Source organism: Janthinobacterium lyxosi, from assembly GCF_051380665.1.
Classification (GTDB): domain Bacteria; phylum Pseudomonadota; class Gammaproteobacteria; order Burkholderiales; family Burkholderiaceae_D; genus Janthinobacterium.
Genome location: NZ_JBNYXM010000006.1, coordinates 176,665 through 203,663, shown reverse-complemented (window position 1 = coordinate 203,663; position 26,999 = coordinate 176,665). Strand labels below are relative to the sequence as shown.

General features: G+C 68.3%; 13 protein-coding genes. 5 read left to right on the top strand and 8 right to left on the bottom strand.

The features are described 5' to 3' along the window. The first annotated feature begins 98 nt into the window (after positions 1 to 98). From ACQ4WP_RS08235 to ACQ4WP_RS08220, 4 genes are all read left to right on the top strand, one after another. Complete coding sequence (locus ACQ4WP_RS08235) at positions 99 to 12,899, top strand: filamentous hemagglutinin family protein (RefSeq protein WP_436519520.1); 12,801 nt, start codon at positions 99 to 101, stop codon at positions 12,897 to 12,899. Then, positions 12,899 to 13,501: an RNA polymerase sigma factor gene (locus ACQ4WP_RS08230; RefSeq protein ID WP_436519519.1), complete on the top strand. Its 603-nt coding sequence runs from the start codon at positions 12,899 to 12,901 to the stop codon at positions 13,499 to 13,501. Before ACQ4WP_RS08235 ends, ACQ4WP_RS08230 begins: the two co-directional genes overlap by 1 nt. A gap of 248 nt (positions 13,502 to 13,749) precedes the next feature. Continuing rightward, positions 13,750 to 13,986 (top strand): response regulator, encoded by a 237-nt coding sequence (locus tag ACQ4WP_RS08225; RefSeq protein ID WP_436519518.1) that lies wholly within the window; start codon positions 13,750 to 13,752, stop codon positions 13,984 to 13,986. Next, entirely contained in the window at positions 13,983 to 15,425 is a 1,443-nt protein-coding gene (locus ACQ4WP_RS08220; RefSeq protein WP_436519517.1) for an ATP-binding protein, read from the top strand. Before ACQ4WP_RS08225 ends, ACQ4WP_RS08220 begins: the two co-directional genes overlap by 4 nt. Here the strand turns inward: ACQ4WP_RS08220 and ACQ4WP_RS08215 are convergent. From ACQ4WP_RS08215 to ACQ4WP_RS08185, 7 genes are all read right to left on the bottom strand, one after another. After that, complete coding sequence (locus tag ACQ4WP_RS08215) at positions 15,373 to 16,218, bottom strand: universal stress protein (RefSeq protein ID WP_436519516.1); 846 nt, start codon at positions 16,216 to 16,218, stop codon at positions 15,373 to 15,375. The two genes, ACQ4WP_RS08220 and ACQ4WP_RS08215, sit on opposite strands and share 53 nt — an antisense overlap. A gap of 31 nt (positions 16,219 to 16,249) precedes the next feature. Continuing rightward, positions 16,250 to 18,067 (bottom strand): PHA/PHB synthase family protein, encoded by a 1,818-nt coding sequence (locus ACQ4WP_RS08210; RefSeq protein WP_436519515.1) that lies wholly within the window; start codon positions 18,065 to 18,067, stop codon positions 16,250 to 16,252. A gap of 62 nt (positions 18,068 to 18,129) precedes the next feature. Continuing rightward, positions 18,130 to 21,678, bottom strand: a complete 3,549-nt coding sequence (locus tag ACQ4WP_RS08205) for a response regulator (protein WP_436519514.1) — start codon at positions 21,676 to 21,678, stop codon at positions 18,130 to 18,132. Continuing rightward, positions 21,675 to 22,820: an FIST signal transduction protein gene (locus ACQ4WP_RS08200; protein WP_436519513.1), complete on the bottom strand. Its 1,146-nt coding sequence runs from the start codon at positions 22,818 to 22,820 to the stop codon at positions 21,675 to 21,677. Before ACQ4WP_RS08200 ends, ACQ4WP_RS08205 begins: the two co-directional genes overlap by 4 nt. Then, a complete protein-coding gene (locus tag ACQ4WP_RS08195; RefSeq protein WP_436519512.1) occupies positions 22,802 to 23,893 on the bottom strand; it encodes an HD domain-containing phosphohydrolase in 1,092 nt (363 codons plus the stop codon). The genes ACQ4WP_RS08200 and ACQ4WP_RS08195 overlap by 19 nt, the downstream gene beginning before the upstream one ends. Positions 23,894 to 23,942: 49 nt before the next feature. Beyond that, on the bottom strand, positions 23,943 to 24,446 hold the full coding sequence (locus ACQ4WP_RS08190) for a chemotaxis protein CheW (RefSeq protein WP_436519511.1): 504 nt from the start codon (positions 24,444 to 24,446) through the stop codon (positions 23,943 to 23,945). Between the two features lie 58 nt (positions 24,447 to 24,504). After that, positions 24,505 to 25,407: a GGDEF domain-containing protein gene (locus tag ACQ4WP_RS08185; protein WP_436519510.1), complete on the bottom strand. Its 903-nt coding sequence runs from the start codon at positions 25,405 to 25,407 to the stop codon at positions 24,505 to 24,507. A 391-nt stretch (positions 25,408 to 25,798) separates the two neighbouring features. Here ACQ4WP_RS08185 and ACQ4WP_RS08180 point away from each other — a divergent pair, with 391 nt between their 5' ends. Next, positions 25,799 to 26,062 (top strand): hypothetical protein, encoded by a 264-nt coding sequence (locus tag ACQ4WP_RS08180; RefSeq protein WP_436519509.1) that lies wholly within the window; start codon positions 25,799 to 25,801, stop codon positions 26,060 to 26,062. Here the strand turns inward: ACQ4WP_RS08180 and ACQ4WP_RS08175 are convergent. Beyond that, on the bottom strand, positions 26,059 to 26,970 hold the full coding sequence (locus ACQ4WP_RS08175) for a LysR substrate-binding domain-containing protein (RefSeq protein ID WP_436519508.1): 912 nt from the start codon (positions 26,968 to 26,970) through the stop codon (positions 26,059 to 26,061). The genes ACQ4WP_RS08180 and ACQ4WP_RS08175 overlap by 4 nt on opposite strands. Positions 26,971 to 26,999 lie beyond the last annotated feature (29 nt).

Genomic DNA, 26,999 nt, shown 5'->3' with positions numbered 1-26,999 from the left:
GGTTAGGCGGGCAGCATGCGTCCCAGTCATGAGCAGCGCATTTTCAGCGCGCCTTCCCTGACCAACCAGCACGTTCATTTTTCCAGGAAATCATTGCCATGACCATGTTTCACACTGCCCGGCGCAAGACCATGACACAGACGCTGCGCGTGCCCGCGCCGCAAGCGGCCATGCGGCTTACGCCACTCGCCTATGCCGTGGCCGTGCTGCTGGCGGCGGGTGGCACGGTGCAGCAGGCGCAGGCGCAGCAGGCGTTCAGCGGCGCCTGGTTTGCCGGCAAGGGCGCGACGCAGGCGACAGCGGTGCAAACGGGGCGGCAGCCCGGTGGCGTGCCGCTGGCCGGACGACCGGCGGCGCCCGGCCCGCAGACTGGCGAGCAGTTGCAGCGTTCGCTCAACAACCTGAATCTGGCCGCGCGCGCCATCGCTGCGCAGCAGGCGGCGCAGGCACAGGCGCGCCAGGCAGCGGCCGCTGCGCCCGGCGCGCCCGATGGCCTGGTGAATGGCGGCCTGAAGATCGATGCCAACAGCCTGACGGCTGGCTGGCTCAACGCCCAGGCGCCCGTGCAGACGGTGCAGGGAGGCAAGACGACGGTGTTGGTGCGGCAGACGGCCGACAAGGCCATCCTGAACTGGGAAACGTTTAATGTCGGCAAGGATACGATCTTGTCCTTCCAGCAGCAGAAGGACTGGGCCGTGCTGAACCGGGTCAATGATCCGCTGGCGCGTCCCAGCCAGATCCAGGGCCGCATCGAGGGCGACGGCACGGTGCTGCTGGTCAACCGCAACGGCATCGTCTTCGATGGCGCCAGCCAGGTCGATACGCGCAACCTGGTGGCTGCCGCCGCCAGCATCGGCGACGCGCATTTTCGCGAGCGCGGCATTTACAGCAATGGCAGCGCGCCATCGATCAGCGATGCACTGGGCAAGGTCGACGTGCTGCGCGGCGCGCGCCTCGCCACGCGCGCGCCCGCCAATTCGACAGAGGGGGGCGGTTATGTGCTGCTGGCGGGCGCCGAGGTGCACAACGGCGGCGAGATCCTGGCACCGAAGGGACAGGCGCTGCTGGCCGCTGGCGACAGCTTCGTCATCCGCAAGGGCGTGGGCACGGATGGCAATGCGCTGTCCACCACGCGTGGCAATGAGGTCGTGCCCCGTTCCGGCGTGGCGGGTGCGACAGGCAAGGTCGCCAATTCGGGGCTGATCCAGGCGCGCGAAGGCGATGCGACCCTGGCCGGGCGCGAGGTGCGCCAGGATGGCGTGCTGCTGGCCAGCACCAGCGTCAATGCGCGCGGCACGGTGCACCTGCAGGCGCTGGGCGAGCAGGCCGCCGTGGTGTTGGGACAGGGTGCCACGACAGCCGTCCTGATCGAGGAAGAGGCGAGGAATACAGCGCTCGACAGCCAGCGCGACGGTTTGCGCGCCCCGGCCGTGGCCGGCGCCGAGTCCATGCTGCCGCTGGCGGACCGGCGCGACCAGTCGCGCATCGCCATCGACAGCGCCGGCACGGTGGATTTCCAGGGCGCGTCGCTGACGCTGGCCACAGGTGGGCAGATCAGCGTCAATGCGGCCGGCCGCAGCCTGGTGCGCGATGGTGCGCGGATCGACGTGGCGGGTGCGGCCGGGGTCAGGCTGGCCATGGAAAGCAATAACGTCAAGGTCAACGTGCAGGGCAACGAGCAGCGCGACGCACCAGGCAACCGCGATGGCAAGGGGCTCAATAGCAGCGATATCTGGCTGGACAGGCGCAGCCTCGTGTTTGTTCCCAAGGGAACGAACGGCTATGACAGCGACCGCTGGTACACGGCGGGCGGCTTGCTGGAGGTGGGCGGCTACCTGGGCATGCAGGGACACACGGTGGGAGAATGGATGGCGCAGGGCGGCACGCTCAGTTTTGGCGGCAAGGACGTCGTCACGCAGGCCGGTTCCAGCATCAACCTGTCGGGCGGCACCTTGCGGGTGGAAGGCGGCTTGATCCGCCAGACCTGGCTGAATGGGGCCGACGGCCGCCAGTACGAAGCATCGCGCGCGCCCGGCGATATGCTGTACACGGGCCTGTACCGGGGCTTTGAAGAGCTGCACGCGCGCTGGGGCGAGTCCGCCATGGCTTTCTACAACAGTCCGCTGATCGCGCCGCGCCAGCGGCTGGAAAACGGTTATACGGTGGGGCGCGATGCCGGCAGCCTGGTGATTGGCACGCAGGCGGCCGTGCTGGAAGGGCTGATCGACGCCAGCGCCGTCCAGGGCCCGGGCCAGCAGCAGGCGGCGCAGGCCGGTGTCGATGGCTACCATCAGTCGCACAAGGCCGCCGCCACGCGCGGCCAGCTGATCGTCGGCCGCTCCGTGCCCATGTTCGAACAGAGCACGGGCCTGACGTACGACAGCCTGGGCGCCGTCATGCGCGAAGTGCAACTGGCCGGCGGCGCGGACGATATCGCCGCAGGCCTGGACCTGGGCACGCTGCTGCCAACGTCGCGCCAGGGTCGCCTGGTGCTCGATACGGCACGCCTGAACGGCTTCGAACTGGGCGCCATCCGCATTGCCGCCACGGACAGGATCGCCGTCAATGGCGCCGTGCGGGTGGCCGACGGCGGCAACGTTACCCTGTACGGCAGCGATGTGGCGGTCAATGCCGACGTGACGGCGCACGCGGGCGGCATCCAGATCGGCAATATCCTGCGGCAGGCTGTCAACGGCCGCATCGAGGACAGCGTGCTGAAGGCGCCGCCCGGCGGCAAGGCCGGCGTGCAGGTGGCCGGCGGCGTGACGCTGGACGCGAGCGGCTTGTGGAGCCAGTCCCTGCAGGAGGAGTCATTGTCTGGCGCCACGCTGGCATACCGGCATGGCGGCAGTGTTTCCCTGCGCAGCAGCGGCGACGTGCTGCTGCGCCAGGACAGCCGCATCGACGTGCGCTCGGGCGCGGCGGAGCTGGCTGGCGGCGCGGTACGCGGCGGCAAGGGCGGCAACGTGACGCTGGAAACGCGCATGCAGAGTAGCGAGCGCGCGGCCAGCCTGGGTTTCGATGGCGCGCTGCTGGGCCAGGGCATGGAGGGTGGTGGCACGCTGCAGGTGCGCGCGGCGAAGGTGCTGATCGGCGGATCGGCGCAGGCGGCGGCCGACACGCTGCAGCTGGACAGCGGTTTTTTTGACAAGGGTTTTTCCCGCTACGATATCGGCGGCAACGGCGGCTTGACGGTGGCCGACGGCGCGCAGGTCGCGGTGACGATGCCGCTGCTGCGCCTGGCCGGGCCGGGGGTGGAGTCGTGGTTGTCGCCCGTATACCGCGAAGACGCGAGGAAGGGCGTGCTGACGCAGCGCCTCGGCGCCAGCTTGCGGCTGCAGGCCGGTGTGGCGGACGTCTCCGGCGGCGCGGACATGGCCAGCGTCCAGGCGCGTATCGGCCACGGCGCCACGCTGGAAGTCGATCCTGGCCAGTCGATCACGGTCGCCGGCATCGGCCAGCTGACGCTCGATGGCCGCCTGAATGCCTGGGGCGGCAAGATCGTGCTGGAAGGCATGGCGGGCGATGTGCAGGCGGCCGAGGCGGCCAACGGCGCCGGGCATGGCCGCTCGATCTGGATCGGCGACGGGGCCGTGCTGGACGTGGCGGCGCGCGCCGCCACGGCCGTCGATGCACGCGGCCAGCGCTATGGCCTGGTGCGTGACGGCGGCAGTATCGTGGTGGGCGGCACGCTCGACCATGCCACGGGCAAGGCCGATGCGGCGCACCTGTTCGTGGCCGTGCGCGACGGCGCGCTGCTTGACGCTTCCGGCACGCAGGCACTGCTCGACGTGGCGGGCCTGGGCGCCACGCAAGTGGCCAGCCGTGGCGGCAGCATCGCGCTGGCGTCGAATAACGGCCTGTACCTTGACGGCCTGATGAAAGCCGGCGCTGGCGGCGCCGGCGCGGCCGGCGGCACGCTCGCTCTCGCGCTGGAAACGCCGCTGTACAGCGATACAGCGGGCGCGCGCGTGCGCCAGGCGCGCGAATTCATGCTGCGCCAGCAGCCGGCCGGCGGCACGCTGGCCGGCACGCAGCCGGAACAGGCGGCCGCGCAGTTCGTGTATGGCCACGCGGCGCTGGCCGCCTCGCAGGTGGCCGCTGGCGGCTTCGGCAATCTGTCCATCCTCAGTAACGGCATGCTCGGCTTCGATGGCGACTTGTCCCTGTCGCTGGGCCAGAGCCTGCATCTGTACGCGCCCACCCTGGTACTGGCCGACGGCGCGGCGGCGGCCACGCGCGTGCTGCTGGCGGCGCCGTACATGCGCCTGGCCGGCATCGGCGCCGTCGGCACGGGCGATGGCCAGATACGTCCCACGCTGACGGGCGGCGTGTCGACGCAGGCGGCCGCGGGCAGCCTGCGCCTGGAAGCACAGCAGCTGCTCGACGTGCGCGACGTGCTGACGACGGGCGCGCATGGCGGCAAGGAGCGCGCGCAAGGGCTGGCGGAGTTGGTCGACCGGCGTGCCTTCGACAGCGTGGAACTGGCCAGCCAGGGCGATATGCGTTTCCTGGGCGCCACCGTCAGCGGCCAGAATACCGTCCTGAACACGCCGGCGGACCTGTCGCTGAAGGCGGCACGCATTTATCCGGCAACGGGCGCCAGCGCCATCGTGCGGGCCGGCTACCTGGGCGGGAGCAGCGATTATGCGCAGCAGCGCCTGCTGCGCATAGGCCGCGCCGGCACGGATGGCGCAGCGCCGCCGCTGCCGCCATCTTCCGCCTTCGGCGCGCTGACCCTGGGCGCTGCCGCGATCGAGCAGGGCGGCGTGTTGCTGGCCCCGCTGGGCAGCATCGTGCTGGGCGCCAGTACGGGCGCCAGCATGTCGGACACGCGTTTCTTGCGTTTCCTGCCGGGCAGCGTGACGTCGGTCAGCGCCGCCGGCCTGATGTTGCCGTATGGCGGCACGGCCGATGGCGTCAGCTGGCGCTACGATGGCAAGGATGTCAGCCTGCTGGGCGCGGGCGGCACCTATGGCACGACGGCCAATCTGAAAGTGGGACTGGCGATGAAAAGCCGCGCGGTCGACGTGCAGCCGGGCGCCGTGCTCGATCTGTCGGGCGGCGGCCAGTTGCTGGGCGCCGCCTTCGTGGCCGGCCGCGGCGGCTCCACCGATGCGCGCTACCATCCTCTGGTGCAGACGCGGGCCAACGGCGGCTTCATCCTGCCTGAACTGGCCAGCAATCCCGTGTACGCGATCGTGCCGGGCGCGCAGGCGCCGGTGGCCCCCGCCGATGGCGAGCGCGGCGCCAGTGTGCCCGTGCCCGGCCAGCAGGTGACGATAGGCGCCGGCGTGCCCGGCTTGCCGGCCGGCAGCTACACCTTGCTGCCGTCGACCTACGCCTTGCTGCCGGGCGCCTTCCGCGTCGAGATCAATGGCCAGGCCGGCATCGCGCCGGCCGCGCCGAATGCCATGCGCAATGGTTCCTGGGCCGCCAGCGGCCGCCTGTCCGTGGCCGGCACGGGCATCGGCGACACCCTGTCGCGACAACTGATCGTGACGCCGGCCAGCGTGTTGCGCAGTTATTCGCAGTACCGGGAAACCAGCTATGCCGATTTCGTGCGCGCCGACGCGGCCAGGCTGGATGTGCCGCGCGCCATGCTGGAAGCGGATGCGCGGACCATGCTGGTCCAGTTGATGCCCGGCAATGGCGACGCCATCGATTTCCATTTCCAGGGCCTGGCCCGCTTTCAGCCCGCCGACAAGGGACATGGCGGCACGCTGGCCTTCCCGATGGACGGAGGGCATCTGGAAGTGCTGGCGGCCGCTGGCCAGGCCGGCGCCGACATGGGCACCGTATCGCTGCGCGCCGCTGACGTCAACGCCGTGGGCGCGGCGCGCCTGTCGCTGGGCAGCCTGCCCGTGGTGCGCTACGGCCAGGGCGGCAACTTGCTCGACTTCTCCAGTGGCGGGGCCGCCGGCGCCATCACCGTGCGTGACGGGGCGTCGCTGTCGGCAGCCGAAGTATTGTTCATCGCTAACTCAACAGTGGCAAACCAGGGCGCCGGCATCAAGGTCGAGCAGGGTGCGGCCATCAGCACGCTGGGGCGCGGCAAGTCCGCCTTCGATGCCGAGGACGGCTTCGTCTACCAGCCCGGCTACCGTGGCGTGCTGGCCGTTTCCAATGGGCGCCTGCAGATGCTGGCGCCGGAATACAATAGCGTGGGCACGCCGGCCAGCATCCGCATCGGCACCTGCGCGCAAGCCGCCTGCGCTGGCGCCACCTCGCTGTACTCGGAAGGCTCGATCGCTTTTGCCACCAGCAGTGCCTTCGAGCTCGGCGACGCCGTGCGCTACGGCACGCGCCACCTGACCCTGGCGGTCGGCGGCATCAACGTGGGCAGTGCGCAGGCGCTCGATGCGGCCGCCGCGCGCGGCGCCCTGCCGCCGGGGCTGACCTTGAACCAGGAGGTCCTGGACCGCTTGCTGCGCGGCGACGCCGGCACGGGCGCGCCGGCCTTGCAGACCTTGTCGCTGACGGCCGCCCAGTCGCTCAATTTCTACGGCGACACGACCCTGAGCACCATGGATGCGAGCGGCAAGTCGCTGCTGGACAAGTTGTCGCTGACGACGCCGGCCATGTATGGCGACGGCAAGGCGGGCGAGGTGGCGCGCATCGTCACCGATACCCTCGTCTGGAATGGCGGCACGGCCGGCCCGGCAGCGCTGCCCGGCGCCGTGCTGGCCGGCGGCGCCGGCACGGGCAGCGGCACGCTGGACGTGCGCACGCGCCGCATCGAGTTCGGCTATGGCCCCGACACGCGCCCGGACACGCTGGCCGACGCGCAGCGCCTGATCCTGGGCTTCACCGACGTCAGGCTCAATGCCAGCGAGCGCATCACGGCCAACCACAAGGGCAGCCTGGCCGTGCACCAGTCGCAGGGCGCCTATGCGACGGGCAAGGGCTACGCGTACGCAGGCGGCGACCTGTACCTGAACACGCCGCTGCTGACGGGACAAGCCGGTTCCGTCAACCGCATCACGGCAGGCGGGGCGCTCAATATTGCGGGAGCGGGTGCTGGCGCTGGCGGGCCGGCGGCGCTTGCCGACAGCGACGCGCTGGGCGCGGAACTGCTGTTGGCGGGCAATAGCGTGACGCTGGATACGGCCGTGGTGTTGCCTAGCGGCAAACTGACCCTGGCCGCCACAGGCGACGTGCGCCTGCTTGACGGCGCGCAGCTGGACCTGGCGGGGCGCAAGGTCAGCATCCACGATGCGGACAAGTACAGCTGGGGCGGCGAGGTCATACTGAGCAGCCGCAGCGGCAATATCGCGCAGGCCGCCGCCGCCGGCATCGATGTGTCGGCCCGCAACAACCAGGGCGGCAAGGTGCAAGCCATCGCCCTCGATGCGGCCGCAGGCAAGGTCGACCTGCAGGGCCGGCTGCTGGGCGGCGCCAGCGGCCGCTATGATGCCGGTGGCACCGTCTTGCCCTACAAGGGCGGCGCCGTGGATATCCGCGCGCAGGACGTGGGCGATTTCGCGGCCCTGAACCGGCGCCTGAACGACGGCAAGGTGGACGGCGAACGCAGTTTCCAGATCAAGCGGGGCGATCTGACCATCGGCGACGAGATCAGGGCGGGCAGCGTCAATGTTTCGCTCGATAATGGACGCCTGACGGTGGCGGGCGCTATCGACGCCAGCGGCGAGCGCGTGGGCGCCATCCGCCTGGCGGGCAAGCATGGCGTGACGCTGGCCGGCACGGCCGTACTCGACGCGCATGGCAGCACGCTGCGCGTCGATAGCTATGGCAAGATCATCGACGCGCCGAACCGGGCGTTGATCGAAATCAATGCGGGCGATGGCGTGCTGGCCCTGGACGGCGGCGCGCGGCTTGATGTGCGCCACGGCACGGCCGCCGGCAGCGGCGAGGGCAAGGGCCGGCATGACGGCCAGGCGCGCGGCACCTTGGACTTGCACGCGGCGCGCCTGGGCAGCGCCGGTGGCGCCACCGACGCCGACGCGGCCACGCACGGCGACATCGCCATCGCGGCCGGCGCAGGCCTGCGCATCGAAGGCGCGCGCGATATCGCCGTGCACGGCACGGCGCGCTACGGCGATGCGCCACAAGGCGTGCTCAAGGATGTCAGTGGCCAGGTCGTGCCGGGCCCGGACGGCTTGCCGCAGGCGGACCTGGCAGCGGGCGGACGGCCGTACCAGTTCATCGACCAGGCTTACCTCGATAGCAAGCATGACGACAGCACGGACTTCATGGCGGCGGCGCTGGCCAACGCCAATTTGCTGGGAAACAAGCTGGCAGGCTTGCGGACGGCCGCGCATGCCGAGGCGCTGCATGTGCGGCCCGGCGTGGAAATCGTCACGCAGGGCGACCTGGTGCTCAGCGGCGACATCGACCTGTCTGCGCACCGCTATGCGGGCCTGAACGCGAAGACGCAAAAAACCGCCGTGGCCGGCTCGGGGGAACCGGGCAGCCTGGTGTTGCGCGCGGGCGGCAATCTCGACATCTTTGGCAGCATCAACGACGGTTTTGCGCCGCCGCCCGCCACGCCGGACGACAAGGGCTGGGTGCTGACGCCGGGCCGCCAGGCCTATGGCGGCGATGTGGTGGTACCGGGCCATGGCGTGGTGCTGGCCGAGGGAACGTTATTTCCTGTCGGCAAGATTTTGAATTATGCCCTGCCCATCCAGCCGGCGACGCTGGCCGTGGGCACCGTGCTGCCGGTGGCGGCCAGCCTGGCGGCGGCGCTGGAAGTGCCGCTCGATACGGTGCTGCGCGCGGACGTGCGCGACAGCGCCGGCCGCCTGCTGCATGCGGCCGGCACGCTGGTTGCGGGCCAGCCGCTGCTGCTGCCGAAAGGCACGCAGCTGGGCGCCGGTACGCAGTTGCCCGGTTCGGCCGCGCTGCAAGGCCTGACCTGGCCGGCCGGCGTGCCACTGCCTGGCCTGGCGCAGTTTGACAACTACCTCAAGCCGAACGGGGTCTTGCTGGCCGGTGCGCTGGCCTTGCGCGTCGGTGCGCTGATCCCCGCCGATACCAGCGTCAAGCTGCCGGGCGGCGCCCTGAGCGTGCCGCTGCGCGCCATCACGGGCGGCGTGCAGGGCCGTAATTGGGCGGTGGCGCCCATGCTGCCGGAAGGCTCGCTGTCGTGGTCGATGCGGCTCGTGTCCGGCGCCGATACCGGCGCGGCTGACACGCGCAGCATCCGGCCCGTGCTGGCGGGCGACTTGCGGCTGGCCGACAGCCATTACGCGCTGTATGAAACGTATGACCGGAAAATCATCCCGGGCACGCCGGCGCGGCCGGGCGGTGCCTGGTTCTGGAATGCGTTCGGGGGCGAACTGGGGTACGAGCCTGGCACGCCGGTAGCGCCAGATTCTGAAGGCTGGTGCGACGAGGGCGCCTGCGACCGCCACAACTATGCCTGGAGCGACAGCGCCAGCCTGTATGATCCCACCTGGCTGGCCGGCAAGCCGGTGCCGCTGGAGGTGGAAGGACAGTGCGACACGGAGATCTGCATCCCGCTGGGCAAGGCGATTCCCGGCACGCCGGACCGGGTGGAAATCGGCGCGCTGAAAAGCGTGACGCCAGCGACCCAGCATTTCAGCGTGCTGCGCACGGGGACGGGCGACCTGGACCTGATCGCGGCCGGCAACCTCAGTACCCTGTCGCCATATGGCATCTATACGGCGGGCACCTCCACCGCCAGCCTGGGCAATGCCGCCTACAATCAGGCGCGCGGGCGCGCCGGCGACGGCGCGACGGTGCTGGGCAGCGGCGGCGCCGCGTATGAATACCTGGTCGATGGCGGCGCGGCCAGCCCCTATGCGGCCTGGTACCCCGACCATGGCGGCAATGTGCTGCTGCGCGCGGGCGGCAACCTGACGGGCGACATCGTCAGTGCGTTCGGCGTTGCGCGCCAGGAAGACTTGCGCAGGCAAGCGGCCAGCGCCAACGTGGGCAACTGGCTGTGGCGCCAGGGCACGGGCGGCACGGCCGGCGTCGATCCCATACCCGCCAGCTGGTGGATCAATTTTGGCACGTATATTAAGGAAGCCGGTGGCGCGAGCGTCTTGCAGCCCGACCAGCCGATGATCGACAAGCTGCCCATGCTGGTGGGCTTCACGGGCATGGGCACGCTGGGCGGCGGCAACCTGAGCGTCGATGTGGGCGGCCATGCGGGCATGCAGGCGCGGCGCGGCTCGGCCGATGGCGAGCAGTCGCCGCGCAGCGAAGGACTGGTGCTGGCCGTGGCCGGCACGGGCCGTGTCGGCGCCGACGGCGGCATGCTGCTGACGGGCGGCGGCGACATGGACGTGCGCATCGGCGGCGACCTCAATCCCGGCCTGCAGGCCAGGGCGGCCGTCAACAACGGTTTTGGCATGCAGCCGGGCGTGGCGACGGATTACCAGAACCAGAACCTGAACCTGAACGGCGTGCTGAGCAATCTGCGCGGTGCCCTGGCCCTGCAGACGGGCAGCCTGGGCGACGTCGCCTTCAATTATGGCGGCATGCCGCAGCAGCACGACAGCAAGGAGCAGCGCGCCTACGATCCCTACGGCGCCACGCTGGGCACGGCCACCGGCGGCGCGACGCTGATGCTGGGCGATGCGGCGGCGCGCGTGTCCACGCGGGGCGACCTGGTGCTGGCCGGCACGGGCGACCCGGGTCGCGTGAAGACAGCCTATTCGTCCGCGTTCACGGCCAATGGCAAGGCCTATGCGCAGGGCGGTTATGGCTGGTTTTCGCTGTGGACGGACGGCACGGCGATCGACCTGTTCTCCGCCGGCGGCAGCCTGGCGCCGAGCGTGCAGCTGGGCGACGTCAATTCGGGCAGGACGCCAGTTGGCCAGGGCAACCATGCCGATTCGGGCGGGCGTTTCCTGTTTCCTTCGCAGCTGGGGGCGGTGGCCGCCAACGGCAGTCTCTTCCTGGGCAAGTCGGCGCTGGGCGGAAACGATTATTATGCGCCCGGCTATTCCATGCTGCTGGCGCCATCGGCCAACGGCCGGCTCGACTTGCTGGCGGGCGATTCGCTGTATGCCAGCGGCTATGCCGTGAGCCGCTCGGGCGCCGCCGCATCGAGCCTGCCCACGCCCGTTCATCCCGCCTTCGCCGGCTATGAGCAGCCGGCCACCTACGTGGCGGGCAATGGCGGCGTTGACGGCATCGTGTCGTCATTGGCGCGCTTTCCCCTGTTCGCGTTTGGCAGCCCCAGCGCCGCGCCGCTGGGCGCCGCCGCCGGGACGCCGTCGCGCCTGTACGCGGGCAAGGGCGATATCGTCGGCTTGCGCAGCGGCGAAATCCTGGCGTTTGCCAACGGCCAGCGGGCCGGACAGACGTGGTACGAGGGTGCCGCGCCCGTATGGATGAGAGCCGGGCGCGACATTGTCAACTCCGGCACGCAGCCGGGCCAGCCGACGGCGCTGCCGAACGCCATCGCAAATACCCGCGAGAACGTGTATGGCAATGGCAGCAGCACGGGCAACCTGTTCGTGCATGAGCGCGCCACGGACGTGTCCATCGTCGCGGCCGGCCGCGACATCCTGCATAGCAGCTTCAACGTGGCCGGTCCCGGCACGCTGGAACTGACGGCGGGGCGCCATATCCGCATGGAAGAGCAGGGGGCGCTGGTCAGCCTGGGCGCCGTGCTTGCCGGCGATAAACGCCCCGGCGCCGGCATCGTGTTGCAGGCGGGGCTGGGCGAAGCGGGCGTCAATGGCGTCGATTTCGCCGCCTTCGCGCAGCGCTACCTGGACCCGGCCAACCTGGCCCGGCCTGGCGTGCCATTGGCACAACAGGCGGGCAAGGTCGCCAAGACCTATGCGCTGGAGCTGGCCGCCTGGCTGGCGGCGCGCGAGGGTTTCACCGGCACGTCGCAACAGGCGAGCACGCGCTTTTCCGCCTTGTCGCCCGAGCAGCAGCGGATCTTCGCGCGCCAGGTCTTCTTCGATGAATTGAAGGCTGGCGGGCGCGAGTACAACGATGCGCAAGGTCCGCGTTTCGGCAGCTACCTGCGCGGGCGCAACGCCATCGCGGCGCTGTTCCCCGCGCAGGATGCGCACGGTGCGCGCATCCGCTACCAGGGCGATATCAGCATGTATGGCCCGTCCGGCGTGAATACCCTGTTTGGCGGCGATATCAGCATGCTCGCGCCGGGCGGCAAGCAGGTATTCGGCACGGAGGGCCAGGCGCCGCTCGCGGTGCCGCGCCTGGTGCCCGGCGTGCTCACGCAGGGTGCGGGCGATATCGCGCTGTACGCCCAGGACAGCATGCTGCTGGGCCAAAGCCGCATCATGACGACCTTCGGCGGCGCCATCCTGGGCTGGTCGGCGCTGGGCGACATCAATGCGGGGCGCGGTTCGAAGTCGACCATCATCTACACGCCGCCCAAGCGCGTGTACGACCAATGGGGCAATGTGACGCTGGCTTCCGACGTACCGAGCACGGGCGCCGGCATCGCCACGCTGGCGCCGATTCCGGAAGTGCCGGCCGGCGATATCGACCTGATCGCTCCCCTGGGCACCATCGACGCGGGCGAGGCGGGCATCCGCGTCTCGGGCAATATCAACCTGGCGGCGCTGCAGGTGGTGAACGCGGCGAACATTCAGGTGCAGGGGAAATCGAGTGGCATGCCGGTGCTTGCTGCCGTGAATGTGGCCGCCCTGAGCAACGCCAGTGCGGCGGCGTCGCAGGCGACGGGCGCGGCGCAGGAAGCGCTGCAGCGCGAACGGGCGGCGGCGCGCGGCAGCTTGCCATCGATCTTTTCCGTGCGCGTGCTGGGCTTTGGCGACGAGCCGATCGAGGACGGCGACAAGCGCGGCAAGGCGGCCAGCTACCGGCCGGACAGCCCCGTCGCCATCCTGGGCCTCGGCGGCGCGGGTGCTACTCAGCGCGCCCACCTGACGCGCCAGGAGCAGCAGGAGCTGGACCTGTGATGGCCAGCGTGGAAGCCTTGTCGCCGTGCCTGCAGGCGCACCTGGCCACGCACTACGTGCGCCTGCACCGGCGCCTGACGCGCTACCTGGGCTGCGCGGAGCTGGCCAGCGACAGCCTGCACGACGCCTGGCTGCGCCTGGCGGGCAAGCCGGCACCGCCCGCCTGCAGCATGGATGCCTACGTCTGCCGCGTGGCGTGCAACCTGGCCGTGGACCGGCTGCGCCAGGCGCGGCCCTGGCAATACGCGGACGGCGCCGAAGCAGTGCTGGAACAGTTGGCAGACGGCGCGGCGGGACCGGCCAGGCTGGCCGAAGTGCGCTCCGAGCTGGCCGCCGTCGACCGGGCGGTGGCGTGCCTGCCGCGGCGCCACCGCCAGGTGCTGTTCGGCTTGCGCCTGGAGGACGCCACGCGCGGCGAGGTGGCCGCGCGCCACGGCATTTCGCTGCGCAATGTCGACACTTTGCTACGTCAGGCGCTCGATCACTGCGCCGCGCAGACGGGACAGACCGTCGTCGGCGGCATCGGTACGGCGCGCCGGGCTTTGCGGACGGCGCGGGCTGGTTTCCAGCCGGGACCGCCATCGTTTGCTGTTATCACATAACCATCATGGCACGCCACCCGTCTACAGCATGCGCTGGAAGACGCCGTCCTTGTCCAGCAGCAGATGCTTGAGGCCGGCAAGGGCGTGCAGGACGATCAGGGCCAGTACTGTCCAGCAAGGCTGGCAGCGGTTAAGATGGGAGGCGGCCGGAAGTGGATGATGGACGGATGGTCGGCAGCAGATGTTAAGAAGTTCTTAATGTCCGGCGCCTACGCTGCGAGCATGAAATCCAGACAAGACAGGCCACGATGCGCATATTGCTGACAGAAGACGACCCCCAGCTGGGGCGCGCCACGCAGATGGGGCTGGAGCAGGCCGGCTATGCGGTCGACCGGGTGCAGTCGGCCGAAAGCGCGCATAGGGCCGTACGCCTGCACCGCCATGGCTGTTTGCTGCTCGACCCGGCCCTGCCGGGCGAGGATGGCATGCAGGCACTGGCCATCGGCTACAGCATCGACAAGCCCGATACGCAGGCGTGCCCATGACAGCGTCCACCCTGCGCGCCGCCGGCGTATGGTCGCTGCGGCGCACGCTGCTGGCCGTGCTGCTGGGACTGACGTTTACGCTATGGGGCTTCAGCGCCGCCATCGTGTATCTGGAAGCGGGGCGCGAAAGCCAGGAACTGTTCGACCAGTCGCTGGCCGAGACGGGGCATTTGCTGCTTTCCCTGGCCGAGCACGAAGTGCAGGAGCATGGCGCGAGCAAGTCGCTGGTGATGCCGGCGGCGCAGAACCGCAACCACCGCCAGTACCTGCTGTTCCAGGTGTGGGATGCGCAGCACCGCCTGCTGTACAAGAACGCCGGCGCGCCGGACCAGGCGTTCGCCGCGCCGGCCGATGTCGGCTACAGCTGGCGCGACAACGATGGCCGCCTGTGGCGCATCTATACAAGCTGGAATCACGACGCGCAGCTGCAGATCCAGGTGGCGGAACCGGCCAGCCACCGCCAGGAGATCAGCAGCCGCTTCGCCCTGAAGTTGCTGGCCATCGGCTTGCCGATGGCAGTCCTGGCGGCGCTGGCCATCTGGTGGAGCATCAACCGCGTGTTTCGCGCCTTGCGCCGCTGCGCCGATGAAGTGGCGCTGCGCACGCCCGACGATCTCGCCAATGTCAGCGTGACGGGCGCCCCCATGGAAGTGCAGCCGCTGCTGCAGGCCATCAACCGCCTGTTCGTGCGCGTGCGCCAGACGCGCGAGCAGGAGCAGCGCTTCACGGCCGATGCCGCGCATGAATTGCGCACGCCGCTGGCGGCCATCAAGACCAACCTGCAGGTGCTGCAGCGCGCCCGCAGCGATGCGGAACGCAGCGAGTCCGTGACGGGCCTGGGCCTGAGCGTGGACCGCGCCTCGCGCCTGGTGGGGCAGTTGCTGACCTTGTCCCGGCTCGACCCGCAGTCGCAGCCGCCGTCCGACCTGCCCGTGCTGGACCTGGCCGCCGTGCTGGCCGAACAGCTGCCCGCCTGGATGGCGCAGGCGCAGCGTCAGGATTTGCTGCTGCGGGCGGACCTGGCCACGGCGCCGTGCCGTCTGCAGCTGGACCATGTGCTGATCCTGGCGCGCAACCTGATGGACAACGCCATGCGCTATACCCCGGCCGGCGGCACGCTGGCGCTGGCCTGCCGCACCGAGGCCGATGGCGTGCTGCTGCGCGTGAGCGATACGGGGCCCGGCATCGCCGAGCAGTTGCGCGAGCGCGTATTCGAACGCTTTTTCCGCGCCGCCGGCGCGCACCAGCCAGGCAGCGGCCTGGGCTTGTCGATCGTGCGGCGCATCGCCGAAACGCATGGCGCCAGCGTGCAGCTGGCCGCCGGGCCGGATGGCGCGGGCCTGGTGGTGACGGTGCGCTTTCCCGCGCCACGGCAGCTTGATGCTGTCAGTGCGACACCAGCACCGGCAAGGTCATCTCCTGCAACACCGTGCGCGTGACGCCGCCCAGTAGCGCTTCGCGCAGGCGCATGTGGCCGTAGCAGCCCATCACGACCAGGTCGCACTGGCGCTGCGTCGCCATCGCCAGCAGGGCCGCGCCCACGTCCTGGCCCGGCGGCGTGTCGTGCTGCAGCACTTCGACGTTGACGCCGTGGCGCGCCAGGTACAGGGCCAGGTCGGCACCCGGCTGCTCGCCGTGCGCGGCCGGCTGGGCGTGTGAATTGACGACGGCCAGGGTGACTTGCTGCGCCCGTTGCAGCAGCGGCAGCGCATCGGTGATGGCGCGCAGCGCTTCGGCGCTGCCGTTCCAGGCCAGCAGGGGATGCTGCGCGCTGCCCGCTAGCGCAGCCGACGGCGCGTGCGGCACCATCAGCACGGGCCGGCCGCAATGGAGCATCAGGTATTCGGGCGTGCCGGCGATGACGCGCGACGGCGTATCCTGCGCGTCGGTCTGACCGAGAATCAGCAAGTCGCAATAGCGCGCCTGCAGCAGCAGCGCGCCTTGCGCGTCGTCGTCGACGAAGCGCGTTTCGTAGGTGCCCAGACCTTCTTCGCGGGCGATGCGCTCGAAGTCGTGCAAGGCTTCGCTGGCCTGGGTGCGCAGCGCCTGCATCTGCGCCGGCGCGAATTGCAGCGCGTTGACGCCGCCGCCATACGCATAGCGCGAGATGCCGCTCATGGCCGAGCCGATCAGGTGGGCGCCTTCGGCAATGGCCAGGCGCACGGCCAGGCGGATGCGCTGGGCACAGTGGCGGGAGTTGTCTACGTGGACCAGCAGGGTAGTATAGGGCATGGCGTTTTCCTCGGTTGTCGGAAGTCGGTTGTCAAGTCTGCAGCACGTAGTCGCCCGGCGCGTCGGCCAGGCCCGGGGGCATGGCCGGCGGCGCCACCTGCGCGCCCGAGCGCTCTGCCAGCCAGGCTTGCCAGGCGGGCCACCACGAACCGTCGTGGCGCGGCACGTCGCGCTGCCAGCTGTCCGCGTCGATGTAGGGCGCGTCGTGACGGTGCGTGGCCTGCTGGTAGCTGCGGCGCGCCTGGCCCGGCGGCGAGACCACGCCCGCGTTGTGGCCGCCCGAGGTGAGCAGGAAGGTGACGTCTGTGTCGGTCAGCAGTTGCAGCTTGTAGACGGAGCGCCATGGCGCCACGTGGTCCGTCAGCGTGCCCACGGCAAAGATGGGCGCGACGATGTCGGGCAGGGCGATGTGCCGGCCCGCCGTGCGGTAGCGCCCTTCGGCCAGGTCGTTGTGCAGGAACAAACGGCGCAGGTATTCTGCGTGCATGCGGCAGGGCATGCGCGTGGCATCCGCATTCCAGGCCATCAGGTCGCTGTCCTGCTCGTCTTCGCCCAGCAGGTAATGGCGCAGCCGGCGCGACCAGATCAGGTCGTTTGAACGCAGCAGCTGGAAGGCGCCCGCCATCTGTTTCGTATCGAGGTAGCCCTGCTTCCACATGGCCGCTTCCAGGAAGCTCACCTGGCTCTCGTCGATGAACAGCGACAGTTCGCCCGGTTCCTTGAAGTCCACCTGCGAAGCGAGCATGGTGAGGCTGGCCAGGCGCGCATCGCCGTCGCGCGCCATGCTTGCGGCGGCAATCGCCAGCAGGGTGCCGCCCAGGCAGTAGCCGGCCGCGTGCACCTGCGGCGCGCCCGTGATGCGGGCAACGGCGTCGAGCGCGTCCATCACGCCCAGCTGGCGGTAGTCTTCCAGCGACAGCTCGCGGTCTTCTTCAAGCGGATTTTTCCATGAAATCATGAACACCGTGTGGCCCTGCTCCACCAGGTAGCGCACCAGCGAATTGTGCGGCGACAGGTCGAGTATGTAGTACTTCATGATCCACGCCGGCACGAACAGCAGGGGCGTGGCATGCACTGTCGCTGTCGCCGGCGCGTATTGCAGCAGCTCGATCAGGTCATTGCGGTAGACCACCTTGCCGGGCGTGACGGCCACGTTGTCGCCTGCCTTGTAGCTGCGCTGGTCGGGCGCATATGCTCCCATGGCGGCGCGGCGCCAGTCGTCGGCCAGGTGCTGCGCGCCGTTCGCCAGGTTGGCGCCGCCGCTTGCCAGGGTTGCCTGCTGCACCACGGGATTGGTCAGCATGAAGTTCGACGGCGCCAGCATGTCGAGCCACTGGCGCACGGTGAATGTGACGACATCCTCGTGGTGCGGCGAGACGCCGCGCACGCCCGTGGTGGCGCGGTGCCACCATTGCTGCTGCAGCAAGAAGCCCTGGTAGATCAGGTTGTACGGCCAGCGCTGCCACGCCGGGTCGTCGAAGCGCCGGTCCTGCGGCAGCGGCGCGATGCACGGCGGCTCGCTGGCGCTGCCGGTCTGGGCCGACTGCAGCGCAGAGTGCAGTGCATACTGCTGCCAGCGCCCGATTTTCTTCCACGCTTCCTGCAGCAGGGTTTGCTGCTTCGATGGCGCCAGCGCCAGGTGGCTGAGCCAGTCGGCATAGGCGTTGCCCAGCGCGGCCGGCGAAATGCCGCCCGTAAACTTGCCCAGCCAGGCGTTCAGCAGCAAGTCCAGGGTAGCGCCTTCCGGCGCGCTCTCCGGATAATCGGGCGCCGGCAAGCCTTGCCAGGCGCTGCCCAGGCGCTCATGTTCAACTTGTTGCTCCGCATTGCTCGACTGCGTCTTGCTCATCCAGGACTCCTGTCATTTTTTTACAGGATAGCAAGAGCTTGTTCAAAAAATTATGATCTACATCAAGTTTGCCCGGATGCGTGCAGCGTGCGGCTTGCCGCCTGGATGGCCGCGCCCGTTTCCTGCATGAACAGCTGCAGCTGCTCTTCCAGCGCAGCAAGCCGCGCCAGCAACGCCGCCTGCGGGGCCTGTGCCGCTTCGCGCTCGATGGCGGCGGCGATGGCGACGGCGGGGATGGCATGGAAGTTGGCCAGCAAGCCGGCCAGGGTATGTGCCTGCCGGCTTGCGGTGGGCCGCTCGCCCGCTTGCAGGGCTGCGCGCAAGGCCGCCAGCTGCGCCGGCAAGCCGGCCAGGAAGGACGCGCCAATGATGTCGATCACGTCGGCGTCAGCGCTCACCAGCGCGGCGCTGTAGTCGAAGCGCTGCGCGCTGCCGGTTGCCGATACTGGCAAGGCCAGCGCCATGGCGGGCGGCCGCATCGGCTTGCTGATGTGCGACACATGCTGCTCGATCAGGCTTTGGAAGGCGGCGTTGCGGAAAGGCTTGGACAGGTAATCGTCCATGCCGCCGGCGATGCAGCGTTCGCGGTCGCCTTCGAAGGCGCTGGCCGTCATGGCGATGATGACGCTGCGCGGCATGCCTTGCGCTTCGCGCTGGCGTATCTGCGCGGTAGCGTCGAAACCGCCCATTTCCGGCATCTGCAGGTCCATCAGGATCATGTCGAAATGGCCGGCGGCCTGGCAGTCGAGCGCTTCGCGGCCATTCGCCGCATGCGTGACCCGGTGGCCCGCATTCGACAGCAGCACGGTGGCCAGTTCGCGGTTCATGGCGTTGTCCTCGACCAGCAGGATGTCCAGGCGGGGCGTGCCTTCGTGCACGCAATGGCGCGTCACTACGGGCGTAGCGCTGGGCATGCCGCGGCAGGTGCCCAGCACGCTCATGGTGATGGCCAGTAATTCCTCGGGACTGGCAGGCTTGAGCAGGTAGCCCTGGATGCCCAATTCGCGGCAGCGCGCCGCGTCGCCCAGGCTGCCGCTGGAAGACAGCATGATGATGGGCACCTGGCTCCAGTGGGGCAGGGCGGCCAGGGCCGATGCCGTGTCGAAGCCATTCATGCCGGGCATGGCACAGTCCATGATGATGCAGTCGGCCGGCAGGGCGGTGCGGCAGTTCTCCAGCGCCGCCTCGCTTGACTCGCAGGCGGTGACGGCGGCGCCGCTGTGTTCGAAGATCTTGCGCAGGATGGTCAGGCTGCTGGAATTGTCGTCGACCAGCAGGATCGCCCGCCCCGCCAGCGAGGCGCCCGGCGGCGGCAGGCAAGGCTGATTCTCGCCGATGGGCAGGGCCAGGTCCACGGTGAAGCTGCTGCCCTTGCCCAGTTCGCTCGTCAGGCCGATGCTGCCGCCCATCATGGTCACCAGGCGGCGCGTGATCGACAGGCCCAGTCCCGTCCCGCCGAAGCGCCGCGTGGTCGAACCGTCTTCCTGCTGGAAGGCGTCGAAGATGGCCTCCTGCATGTCGGCGGCGATGCCGATGCCGGTGTCGCGCACGCACAGCTGCAGCTGGGCCATGCCATCGCCGCTGGCGCGTAGCCGGGCACTGACAGTGACTTCGCCGCGCGGCGTGAACTTGATGGCGTTGCCCGCCAGGTTGGTCAGCACCTGGCGCAGCCGGCCAGGGTCGCCGAGCAAGGTTTGCGGCAGCGCGGGATCGACATCGAGCACCAGTTCCAGGCCGCTGGCCTGGGCCCGCATGGCTAGTGCGCGCATGGTTTCCTGCATCAGATGGCGCAGCTTGAAGGGGATGCTTTCCAGGGTCAGCATGCCCGCCTCGATCTTCGAGAAATCGAGGATGTCGTTGATAATGCACAGCAGGGCGTCGGCCGAAGCCTTGACGATTTCCAGGTATTTGCGCTGGTGGGCATCGAGTTCGGAATCGAGTACCAGGTCCGTCATGCCCAGGATGCCGTTCATCGGCGTGCGGATCTCGTGGCTCATGTTGGCCAGGAACTCGCTCTTCGAGCGGCTGGCCGATTCGGCCACTTCCTTGGCCAGCAGCAGCGCCCGCTCAGCCGCCTTTTGGCTGGAAATGTCGACCAGGGTGCCTACCAGGCCGTGCAGGCTGCCGTCGGACTTCAGCAGGGCCGCCTTGCTGAACAGCACATCGACCTGGCGCGCGCCGACGGTCAGCCGGTCTTCATACGTCTGGTTGCCCCGGTCCTGCAGCAACTCCAGGTCGCGCTGCAGCACTTGCTGCGCCTCCCGCTGCGGCAGGATGTCGGTCAGTGTCAGGCCCGGGATGCGCGCCTGGTCGAGATGGAAGAAGGCGCAAAAGGCGCGGTTGGCGCGCAGGTAGCGGCCCTGTACATCTTTCAGGTACACGGGAATCGGGATGGTCTCGATCAGCGCGTCGACGAAGTTGAGGTTGTGCCGCAGCTCGCGTGCCGCCAGGCGCCGCTCGGTGATGTCGGTCAGGCTGCCGGTGATGCCGGCCAGCCGCCCCTGACCATCGCGTTCGGCGCGCGCACACACGTCGACCCAGCGCACGTTGCCATCGCTGGTCAGGTAGCGCGCCTCATGGTGCATGCTGTCCACCTGGCCGCCCAGCAGCTGGGACAGGCCGGTGGCGGCGCGTTCCCGGTCGCGTGCATCGATGAATTGCAGCACATCCTTGCCCATGCTGTCGGCGGCGCTGAAGCCGGTGATGGTGTGCCAGGCGGGGTTCAGGAAGGTCCAGGCGCCGTTCAAGTCGGTGCGGAAGACCACTTCATTGAGGCTGTTGACGACGTTGCGGTATTCGCGCTCGCTTTTCGCGATGGTCTCTGCCATGCGCTTGCTGTCGCTGATTTCCGTGCGAATGGCGATGTACTGGTAGGGCTTGCCGGCGGCATCGAGAAAGGGCACGATGGTGGCATCGACCCAGTATTCTTCGCCGCTCCTGGCGTGGTTGCAGATTTCGCCGTGCCATACCTGGCCCGTGGTGATGGTTTGCCACATCTGCCCAAAGAAGGCGTCAGGATGCGTGTGCGAATTGATCAGGCGGTGCGTCCTGCCGATCAGCTCTTCGCGCGCGAACCCGCTGATGGCGCAGAACTTGTCGTTGACGTAAATGATGACGCCGGCCGTGTCGGTGATGCTGACAATGGCATGCTGGTCCATCGCGAAGCGCTGGTTCTGCAGTTCGATGCGGCGCAGTTCCTGCTGCGACACCAGCTCGGCGAGCAGCACCGAGAGACCCTCGATATCGCCTTCCTGCGGCAGGTGCAGGCCGGAATCGTCGTTGTCGAGCAGGCGCACGGCCGCCACGCGCAGCGATTGCAGGACGCGGTTGCGGCTGGCCAGCTCCGTGCGCAGCAAGTCATTGGTCATGCTCAGTTCTGTCGAACTCAGTTCCAGGCTGCGCGAGCGCAAGTCCAGGTCGCGTTCGGACTGTTCGTAGGCGCTGTCGATGCGCAGCAGCAGGGCCGGCAGGCCGGCCAGGAAAGCGGCCAGTTCGGGCGGCGTGCCGGCTTGCGCCCCCAATGCCTGGGCCTGTTCCAGCAAGGCGATGCAGGCGCTTTCCGAGTCGATATTGCAAACGCGGCTCAATTGGCGTGTCAGGGTACGGTTCATGCTTCGCTCAGGACAGTCACGGTCATCGTCTGGTTATGCAGCTGGCACGCGCCATGCGGCTGCGTGATGCCGATCTCGCCGTTCGAGTAAAAACCGGCGATACAGGTGGCACCGCTGCCCAGCACGTCGGCCACCGCTTCGACCTCTTCCTCGACCCGATCGCCCATGACCAGCTTGCGTCCCACGCAGCTGACCAGCAGGGCCAGCTGGTCGCCCACCGCATCGGCGTGGGGCTGGACGCCGCGCGCGGCCATTTCGGCCCCGTCGATCAGCCGGTTGGTACTGGAATGCATCAATTTCAGGTAGCCGTCGGCGAGGATGTCACCGGCCAGGGTCAGTGAACCCTGTGCTTCATCGACGGCGAGGATGGTGCGAAAGACGTGGCTTTTTTCATGCGCGGCCGTGAGCATTTCAAACGGAAACAGCAAGCCCGAGCCGGGCAGATCGCGCGCATGGTCGCCCAGGTACAGCTTGTAGATGTCCAGCGCCCGCGCGCCGTCCAGGCCATACAGCACGTTGTCGACGCTGCGCGTCACCTTGCGCGCGGGGCCGAACGCTTCCCAACCCGCATGGCTGCCGTAGCCGAGGCGGATATGCTCGCCGTACAGGCCGACGGCGACGACGGTATTGTCGGCTGCGCCGCGCGGACCCAGGGTCCAGGTTTGACGGAAGGCGCCGCCGTCGGCGGCCAGCCCGCCCGATATGCTCACGCCCGGCGGCAGGTTCGCCTGCACGCCGGCGATGAGGGCACTGCCATTGATGGCCACGCCCGTGCCCAGCATGAAGACCGCCGTCAGGCCGTCCTGCGGCAGCGCCTGCGCCAGGCGCTCGCCCGCCTCGTGCGAGTCCGCCATGTCGCAGATGATGGCGTCGGCAATCGCCACCGTGGTGTGGGCAAAGCCGATGGCGGTGATGACGCAGCTGTCGTCGTAGACGCGCTTGCCGGCGATCTCGCCGGCCGTGGAGCAGCCGGCGATGATGGCGCCGGGCAGTTGGCGGCGCAGCGCCGCCGTCAGTTCGGGGGCGGCAAAGTAGGCGCAGGCGCCAAAGACCAGCACCAGTTGCGGCTGCATGGCGGCCAGGGGCGCCAGTGCGGCATCGATGTCGGCACGGTTTTTCAGGATCAGTTGTTGCACGCGCATGGCAGGGTCCTCGCTGATAGTGGGTGGACGTGGTGCTGGACGGGGTCGGGCAGGCTGTTGCGGATAGCGAGCACCTCGTCCCAGGCGCCCAGGAAGGCGTCGATGCAGCGCGGGCAGAAATGGCTGCCCCTGTTTTGCTGCAGGTACAGGCGCGCCTGCTCGACTGGCCAGGCCGGCTTGTATGGGCGTTCCGAACTCAGTGCATCGAAGACGTCGGCCACGGCGACGATGCGTGCCGACAGCGGTATTAGTTCGCCCGCCAGGCCGCGCGGATAGCCGCTGCCATCGTATTTTTCGTGGTGGCCGCAGGCGATTTCCTCGGCCAGGCGGATCAGCGGCGAGTCGCTGCCGGCGAGGATCTTGCCGCCGATTTCCGCGTGCTGGCGCATGATGGCCATTTCCGCGGGATCCAGCCGCCCCGGCTTGAGCAGGATATGGTCGGGCGTGGCCAGCTTGCCCACGTCGTGCATGGGCGCCGCCTTCAGCAGCAGCTCCTGCCATTGCGCATCCATGCCCAGGTTCCTGGCGATCAGCGCCGAGTAGCGTGCCATGCGCATGATGTGGGCGCCCGTTTCAGGGTCGCGGAATTCGGCCGCCCGCGCCAGCCGCGTGACCAGTTCCGTCTCGCGCGCCGTGACGTTGGCGATGGCCTGGGCCACTTCGTGTTCGAGCAGCTTGGCGCGGTCGGCCAGCAAGGTTTGCGCCATGCGCAGGGCCAGCAGATTGCGCACGCGCAAGCTGAACTCGATGGTGTCGACGGGCTTGGTGAGAAACTCCGTGACACCGAGCGAAAAGGCCTGCTTGCGCACGGCGCGGTCGTTTTCGGTGGTGACCATGATGATGGGGATGTCGGCCATCCCCTGCATCTTGCGGAAAATGCCGAGAAATTCATTGCCCGACAGGCTGGGCATCCGGTAGTCGAGCAAGACCAGATCCGGTACGTTCGATACGCACCAGTACAGGGCATCGATGGGGTCGTTCATGCCGACGGCTTCGATGCAGCTGGCCTTGCGCGCCAAGGTCGTTAGCAGGCTCAGGTTGATGTCATTGTCATCGACGATCAGGATGCTCATGGTGTCTCCGGATGGCGGTCAGGTGGCGGGCGCGATGGCGATGGCTGCCTCAGGCTGCCAGTTTTCCCGTGGCGGCCATGCCCATGCCAGACAGCAGGCTGTCCATGTCGAGCACGATCAGCAGCCGTTCATCCAGGCTGCCGATGGCCGTTACATGGCCGGCCATCGCCGAACCATGCAGTTGCGGCGGTGGCTTGATCTGTGACGGTGCCAGCGGCACTACATCGGCCACGCGGTCGACCACGATGCCGGTGGCGCCCTGCGCGAAGACGAGAATGATCACCACGGTCGAGGCGTCGTACGCGGGCTCGGTCTGGCCCAGCGCGATGCGCAGGTCGACCAGCGGCACGATGCTGCCGCGCAGGTGGATGAAGCCATTGAGAAAGGCGGGTGCATTGGCGATGCGGGTCACGGCGCCGTAGCCGCGGATTTCCTGCACCAGGCCGATATCGATTGCGTATTCCTCATTGCCCAGGCCAAAGACCAGCAATTCCCGGGCGCCCGCTTGCGCCGGCTGGCTCGCTGCTGCGGCATGTGTCGTGGTGGTTTCCATGTGCTTGCTCCTGTCAGGTCGTGCTGGATGAAAGAAATAGCGGATAAGGATGCGGTGCTCAGGCTTCCTCGACGCGGTTGCGGCCATTCTTCTTGGCCTGGTACAGCGCGGCATCGGCGTGCATGAAACCAGTTTTCCAGTCGCCGTTGTGGGGAAGCGGCGCCAGGCCGATGCTGATCGTCGCCGTGATGGACGTCTGCTCGAAGTCGACGCACGTTGCAGCCACGGCCAGGCGGATGCGATCGGCCACCTGGCGCGCCATGGCCATGTCCGTATGGGGGAACAGCAGGCCGAATTCCTCGCCACCCACGCGGGCGACGACATCGGATGCCCGCGCCTGGGACTGGAGCACGGCCGCGATGGCTTGCAGCACGGCGTCGCCGGCGGCATGGCCATGCTGGTCGTTGACTTTCTTGAAGAAATCGATGTCGGCGATGCCGATGGTCATCGGACTGCCCGCGCGCCGGACCCGCGCTGCCGCACGCACGGCGTCGATCTCGAAGGCGCGGCGGTTGGGCAGGCGGGTAAGGGAGTCGCTCAGGGCGATGCGCTGCAACTGCTGCCAGCGGGCCGCATTCTGCTGTTCGATGGCGCGTTCGTGGCGCTGGTCGATGAAAAAGGCCCCCATGTAGTTCTCATCGCCCAGCTTGCCCAGATCCATGGCCTTGAGCACGATGGGCAGCATCGAACCATCGCGGTGGCGAATAGCGAAATGGCGCTTCTGCCCGAGTACCGTGGACTTCTTTTCGCCGGCCAGATAAGCGCCGATCTGCGCGCCATGCTGTTCGCGCACGGCGTCCGGCAGCAGCGCTTCGAGCTGCCGGTCCGTCAGGCTGTCCGGGGCATAGCCGCTCAGCGCATACATGGCGTCGTTCGCATAGCGGATGCGCGAGCCGGCATCGATGATGATGGCGGCGTTATCGGCAGCGTCGAGCAGGCGCAAGGCCAGAATTTTGTTCATGTGCTTGTCCCCTACAAAGAAGGCAGAGATGTCGGGCGATCGAAGCAAAGAGAGCTGCTGCATCGCCTTGATTTTCCTTAAAAATCATCATACATCAAATAAAAATGATTTCGGCAAATATTATAATTTTCATGATTTATTTGGTTTTTTCACACAGGAAAATTTAATTCTTGACGGATGCAGCAGCGTGTTGTAAGCCTTTTTACTCGCTGGCAGGCAAGTTTTTACGTCATGCTGCTTGCCTTTTGATAGGGATAACTATTTTATTTGTGGATTTATTTATTGTATTTGGTAAATTTACGAGGCAAAATAGAATGCATGCAGATCGGCACGCGTGTGGCGCGCCCGGCCTGGCATGCCAGGCTGGTCACTGTGGATGGAGGAGACGGACATGCTTACGAAAATACCGGCAAGGGGCAGCGAAGCGGTGTACAAGGACCAGCTGCCGTCCGGCAGCGCGCGCCATCCGCAAGAGCCGGGCGCGGGCGTATTCCGCTCACCCGTGCGGCGCCTGAAGGCGATCGCCTACCTGGCCCTGTTGTTGGCTGTGATACCGGCCGTGACCTGCATCGCCACGGGGCGCGCCGGCGTGCCGATGTTGTTCAGCACCGTATGCGGCGTGGTGTCGTGCGCGGCCGGAGATGGGGCGCTTTAGCCGCCTGCGCCGGTGGCCTGCGCCTCCTCGCTGATCCATGCCATGAATGCCTGCACGGCGGGGCGCGTGGCCGCATCGGGCCGCGCCACCAGGTAGTAGGCAAAGCGCGCGGGCCAGGGCAAGTCCAGCACTTGCACCAGGCGTCCGGCGGCGATTTCCTCCTGCGCGTACAACTGCGGCACCAGGGCCAGACCCTGGCCCGCCTCGGCCGCGCGTATCAACAGAAAATCGTCTTCGAAGGCCGAGCCGCGCAGCGCCCGCGCCGCATCGGCACTGCCGTCCGGCGCGCCATGCGCCGCCAGCCACAATGGCCAGTCGGCGCGATCCGTATCGTGCAACAGCGGGTAGCGCAGGCAATCGGCTGGCGTGGCGATGGGCGGCTGGCCGGCCATCAGGGCGGGGCTGGCGACGGGCACCAGCACGGGCGCCATCAGGCGCGTCACCTGCAGGCCCGGATAGTCGCCCAGGCCGTGGCGCAAGGCCACGTCGACCCGGTCGCGGCGCAGGTCGACCAGTGCGGATGTCGCTTCCACGCGCACCTCGATATGCGGATGGCGCTGGTTGAAGCGGCCCAGGCGCGGCACCAGCCAGGCGGCGGCAAAAGTGGCGACCGTGCTGACGGTGAGCGTCTGGCGAGCGCCCATGTCTTCCAGTGCCTGGCCGGCGCCGGCGATCTGCGCGAAGGCGCCCAGCAGGGCGGGGTGGACCATGGCGCCCGCCTCGGTCAGGCGCAAGCCCTGGCGTTCGCGCGTAAACAGGGGCATGCCGACCCGTTCTTCCAGCAGGCGGATTTGCTGGCTGACGGCGCCCGACGTCACATGCAGCGCCTCGGCGGCCGCCTTGATGCTGCCACGCTGGCCCACTTCGACAAAGGCGCGCAGCGCCTGGAGCGGTAAAGGATGCGTCATCGATATAGTTTTTCTATAGTTGTGAGCGA

Bases quoted from the DNA above. Each gene is read 5' to 3' on its own strand.
- ACQ4WP_RS08215 (WP_436519516.1), bottom strand. From the start codon at position 16,218: ATGCCCTATACTACCCTGCTGGTCCACGTAGACAACTCCCGCCACTGT.
- ACQ4WP_RS08210 (WP_436519515.1), bottom strand. From the start codon at position 18,067: ATGAGCAAGACGCAGTCGAGCAATGCGGAGCAACAAGTTGAACATGAG.
- ACQ4WP_RS08225 (WP_436519518.1), top strand. From the start codon at position 13,750: ATGCGCATATTGCTGACAGAAGACGACCCCCAGCTGGGGCGCGCCACG.
- ACQ4WP_RS08230 (WP_436519519.1), top strand. From the start codon at position 12,899: ATGGCCAGCGTGGAAGCCTTGTCGCCGTGCCTGCAGGCGCACCTGGCC.
- ACQ4WP_RS08190 (WP_436519511.1), bottom strand. From the start codon at position 24,446: ATGGAAACCACCACGACACATGCCGCAGCAGCGAGCCAGCCGGCGCAA.
- ACQ4WP_RS08200 (WP_436519513.1), bottom strand. From the start codon at position 22,820: ATGCGCGTGCAACAACTGATCCTGAAAAACCGTGCCGACATCGATGCC.
- ACQ4WP_RS08205 (WP_436519514.1), bottom strand. From the start codon at position 21,678: ATGAACCGTACCCTGACACGCCAATTGAGCCGCGTTTGCAATATCGAC.
- ACQ4WP_RS08235 (WP_436519520.1), top strand. From the start codon at position 99: ATGACCATGTTTCACACTGCCCGGCGCAAGACCATGACACAGACGCTG.
- ACQ4WP_RS08195 (WP_436519512.1), bottom strand. From the start codon at position 23,893: ATGAGCATCCTGATCGTCGATGACAATGACATCAACCTGAGCCTGCTA.
- ACQ4WP_RS08175 (WP_436519508.1), bottom strand. From the start codon at position 26,970: ATGACGCATCCTTTACCGCTCCAGGCGCTGCGCGCCTTTGTCGAAGTG.
- ACQ4WP_RS08180 (WP_436519509.1), top strand. From the start codon at position 25,799: ATGCTTACGAAAATACCGGCAAGGGGCAGCGAAGCGGTGTACAAGGAC.
- ACQ4WP_RS08185 (WP_436519510.1), bottom strand. From the start codon at position 25,407: ATGAACAAAATTCTGGCCTTGCGCCTGCTCGACGCTGCCGATAACGCC.
- ACQ4WP_RS08220 (WP_436519517.1), top strand. From the start codon at position 13,983: ATGACAGCGTCCACCCTGCGCGCCGCCGGCGTATGGTCGCTGCGGCGC.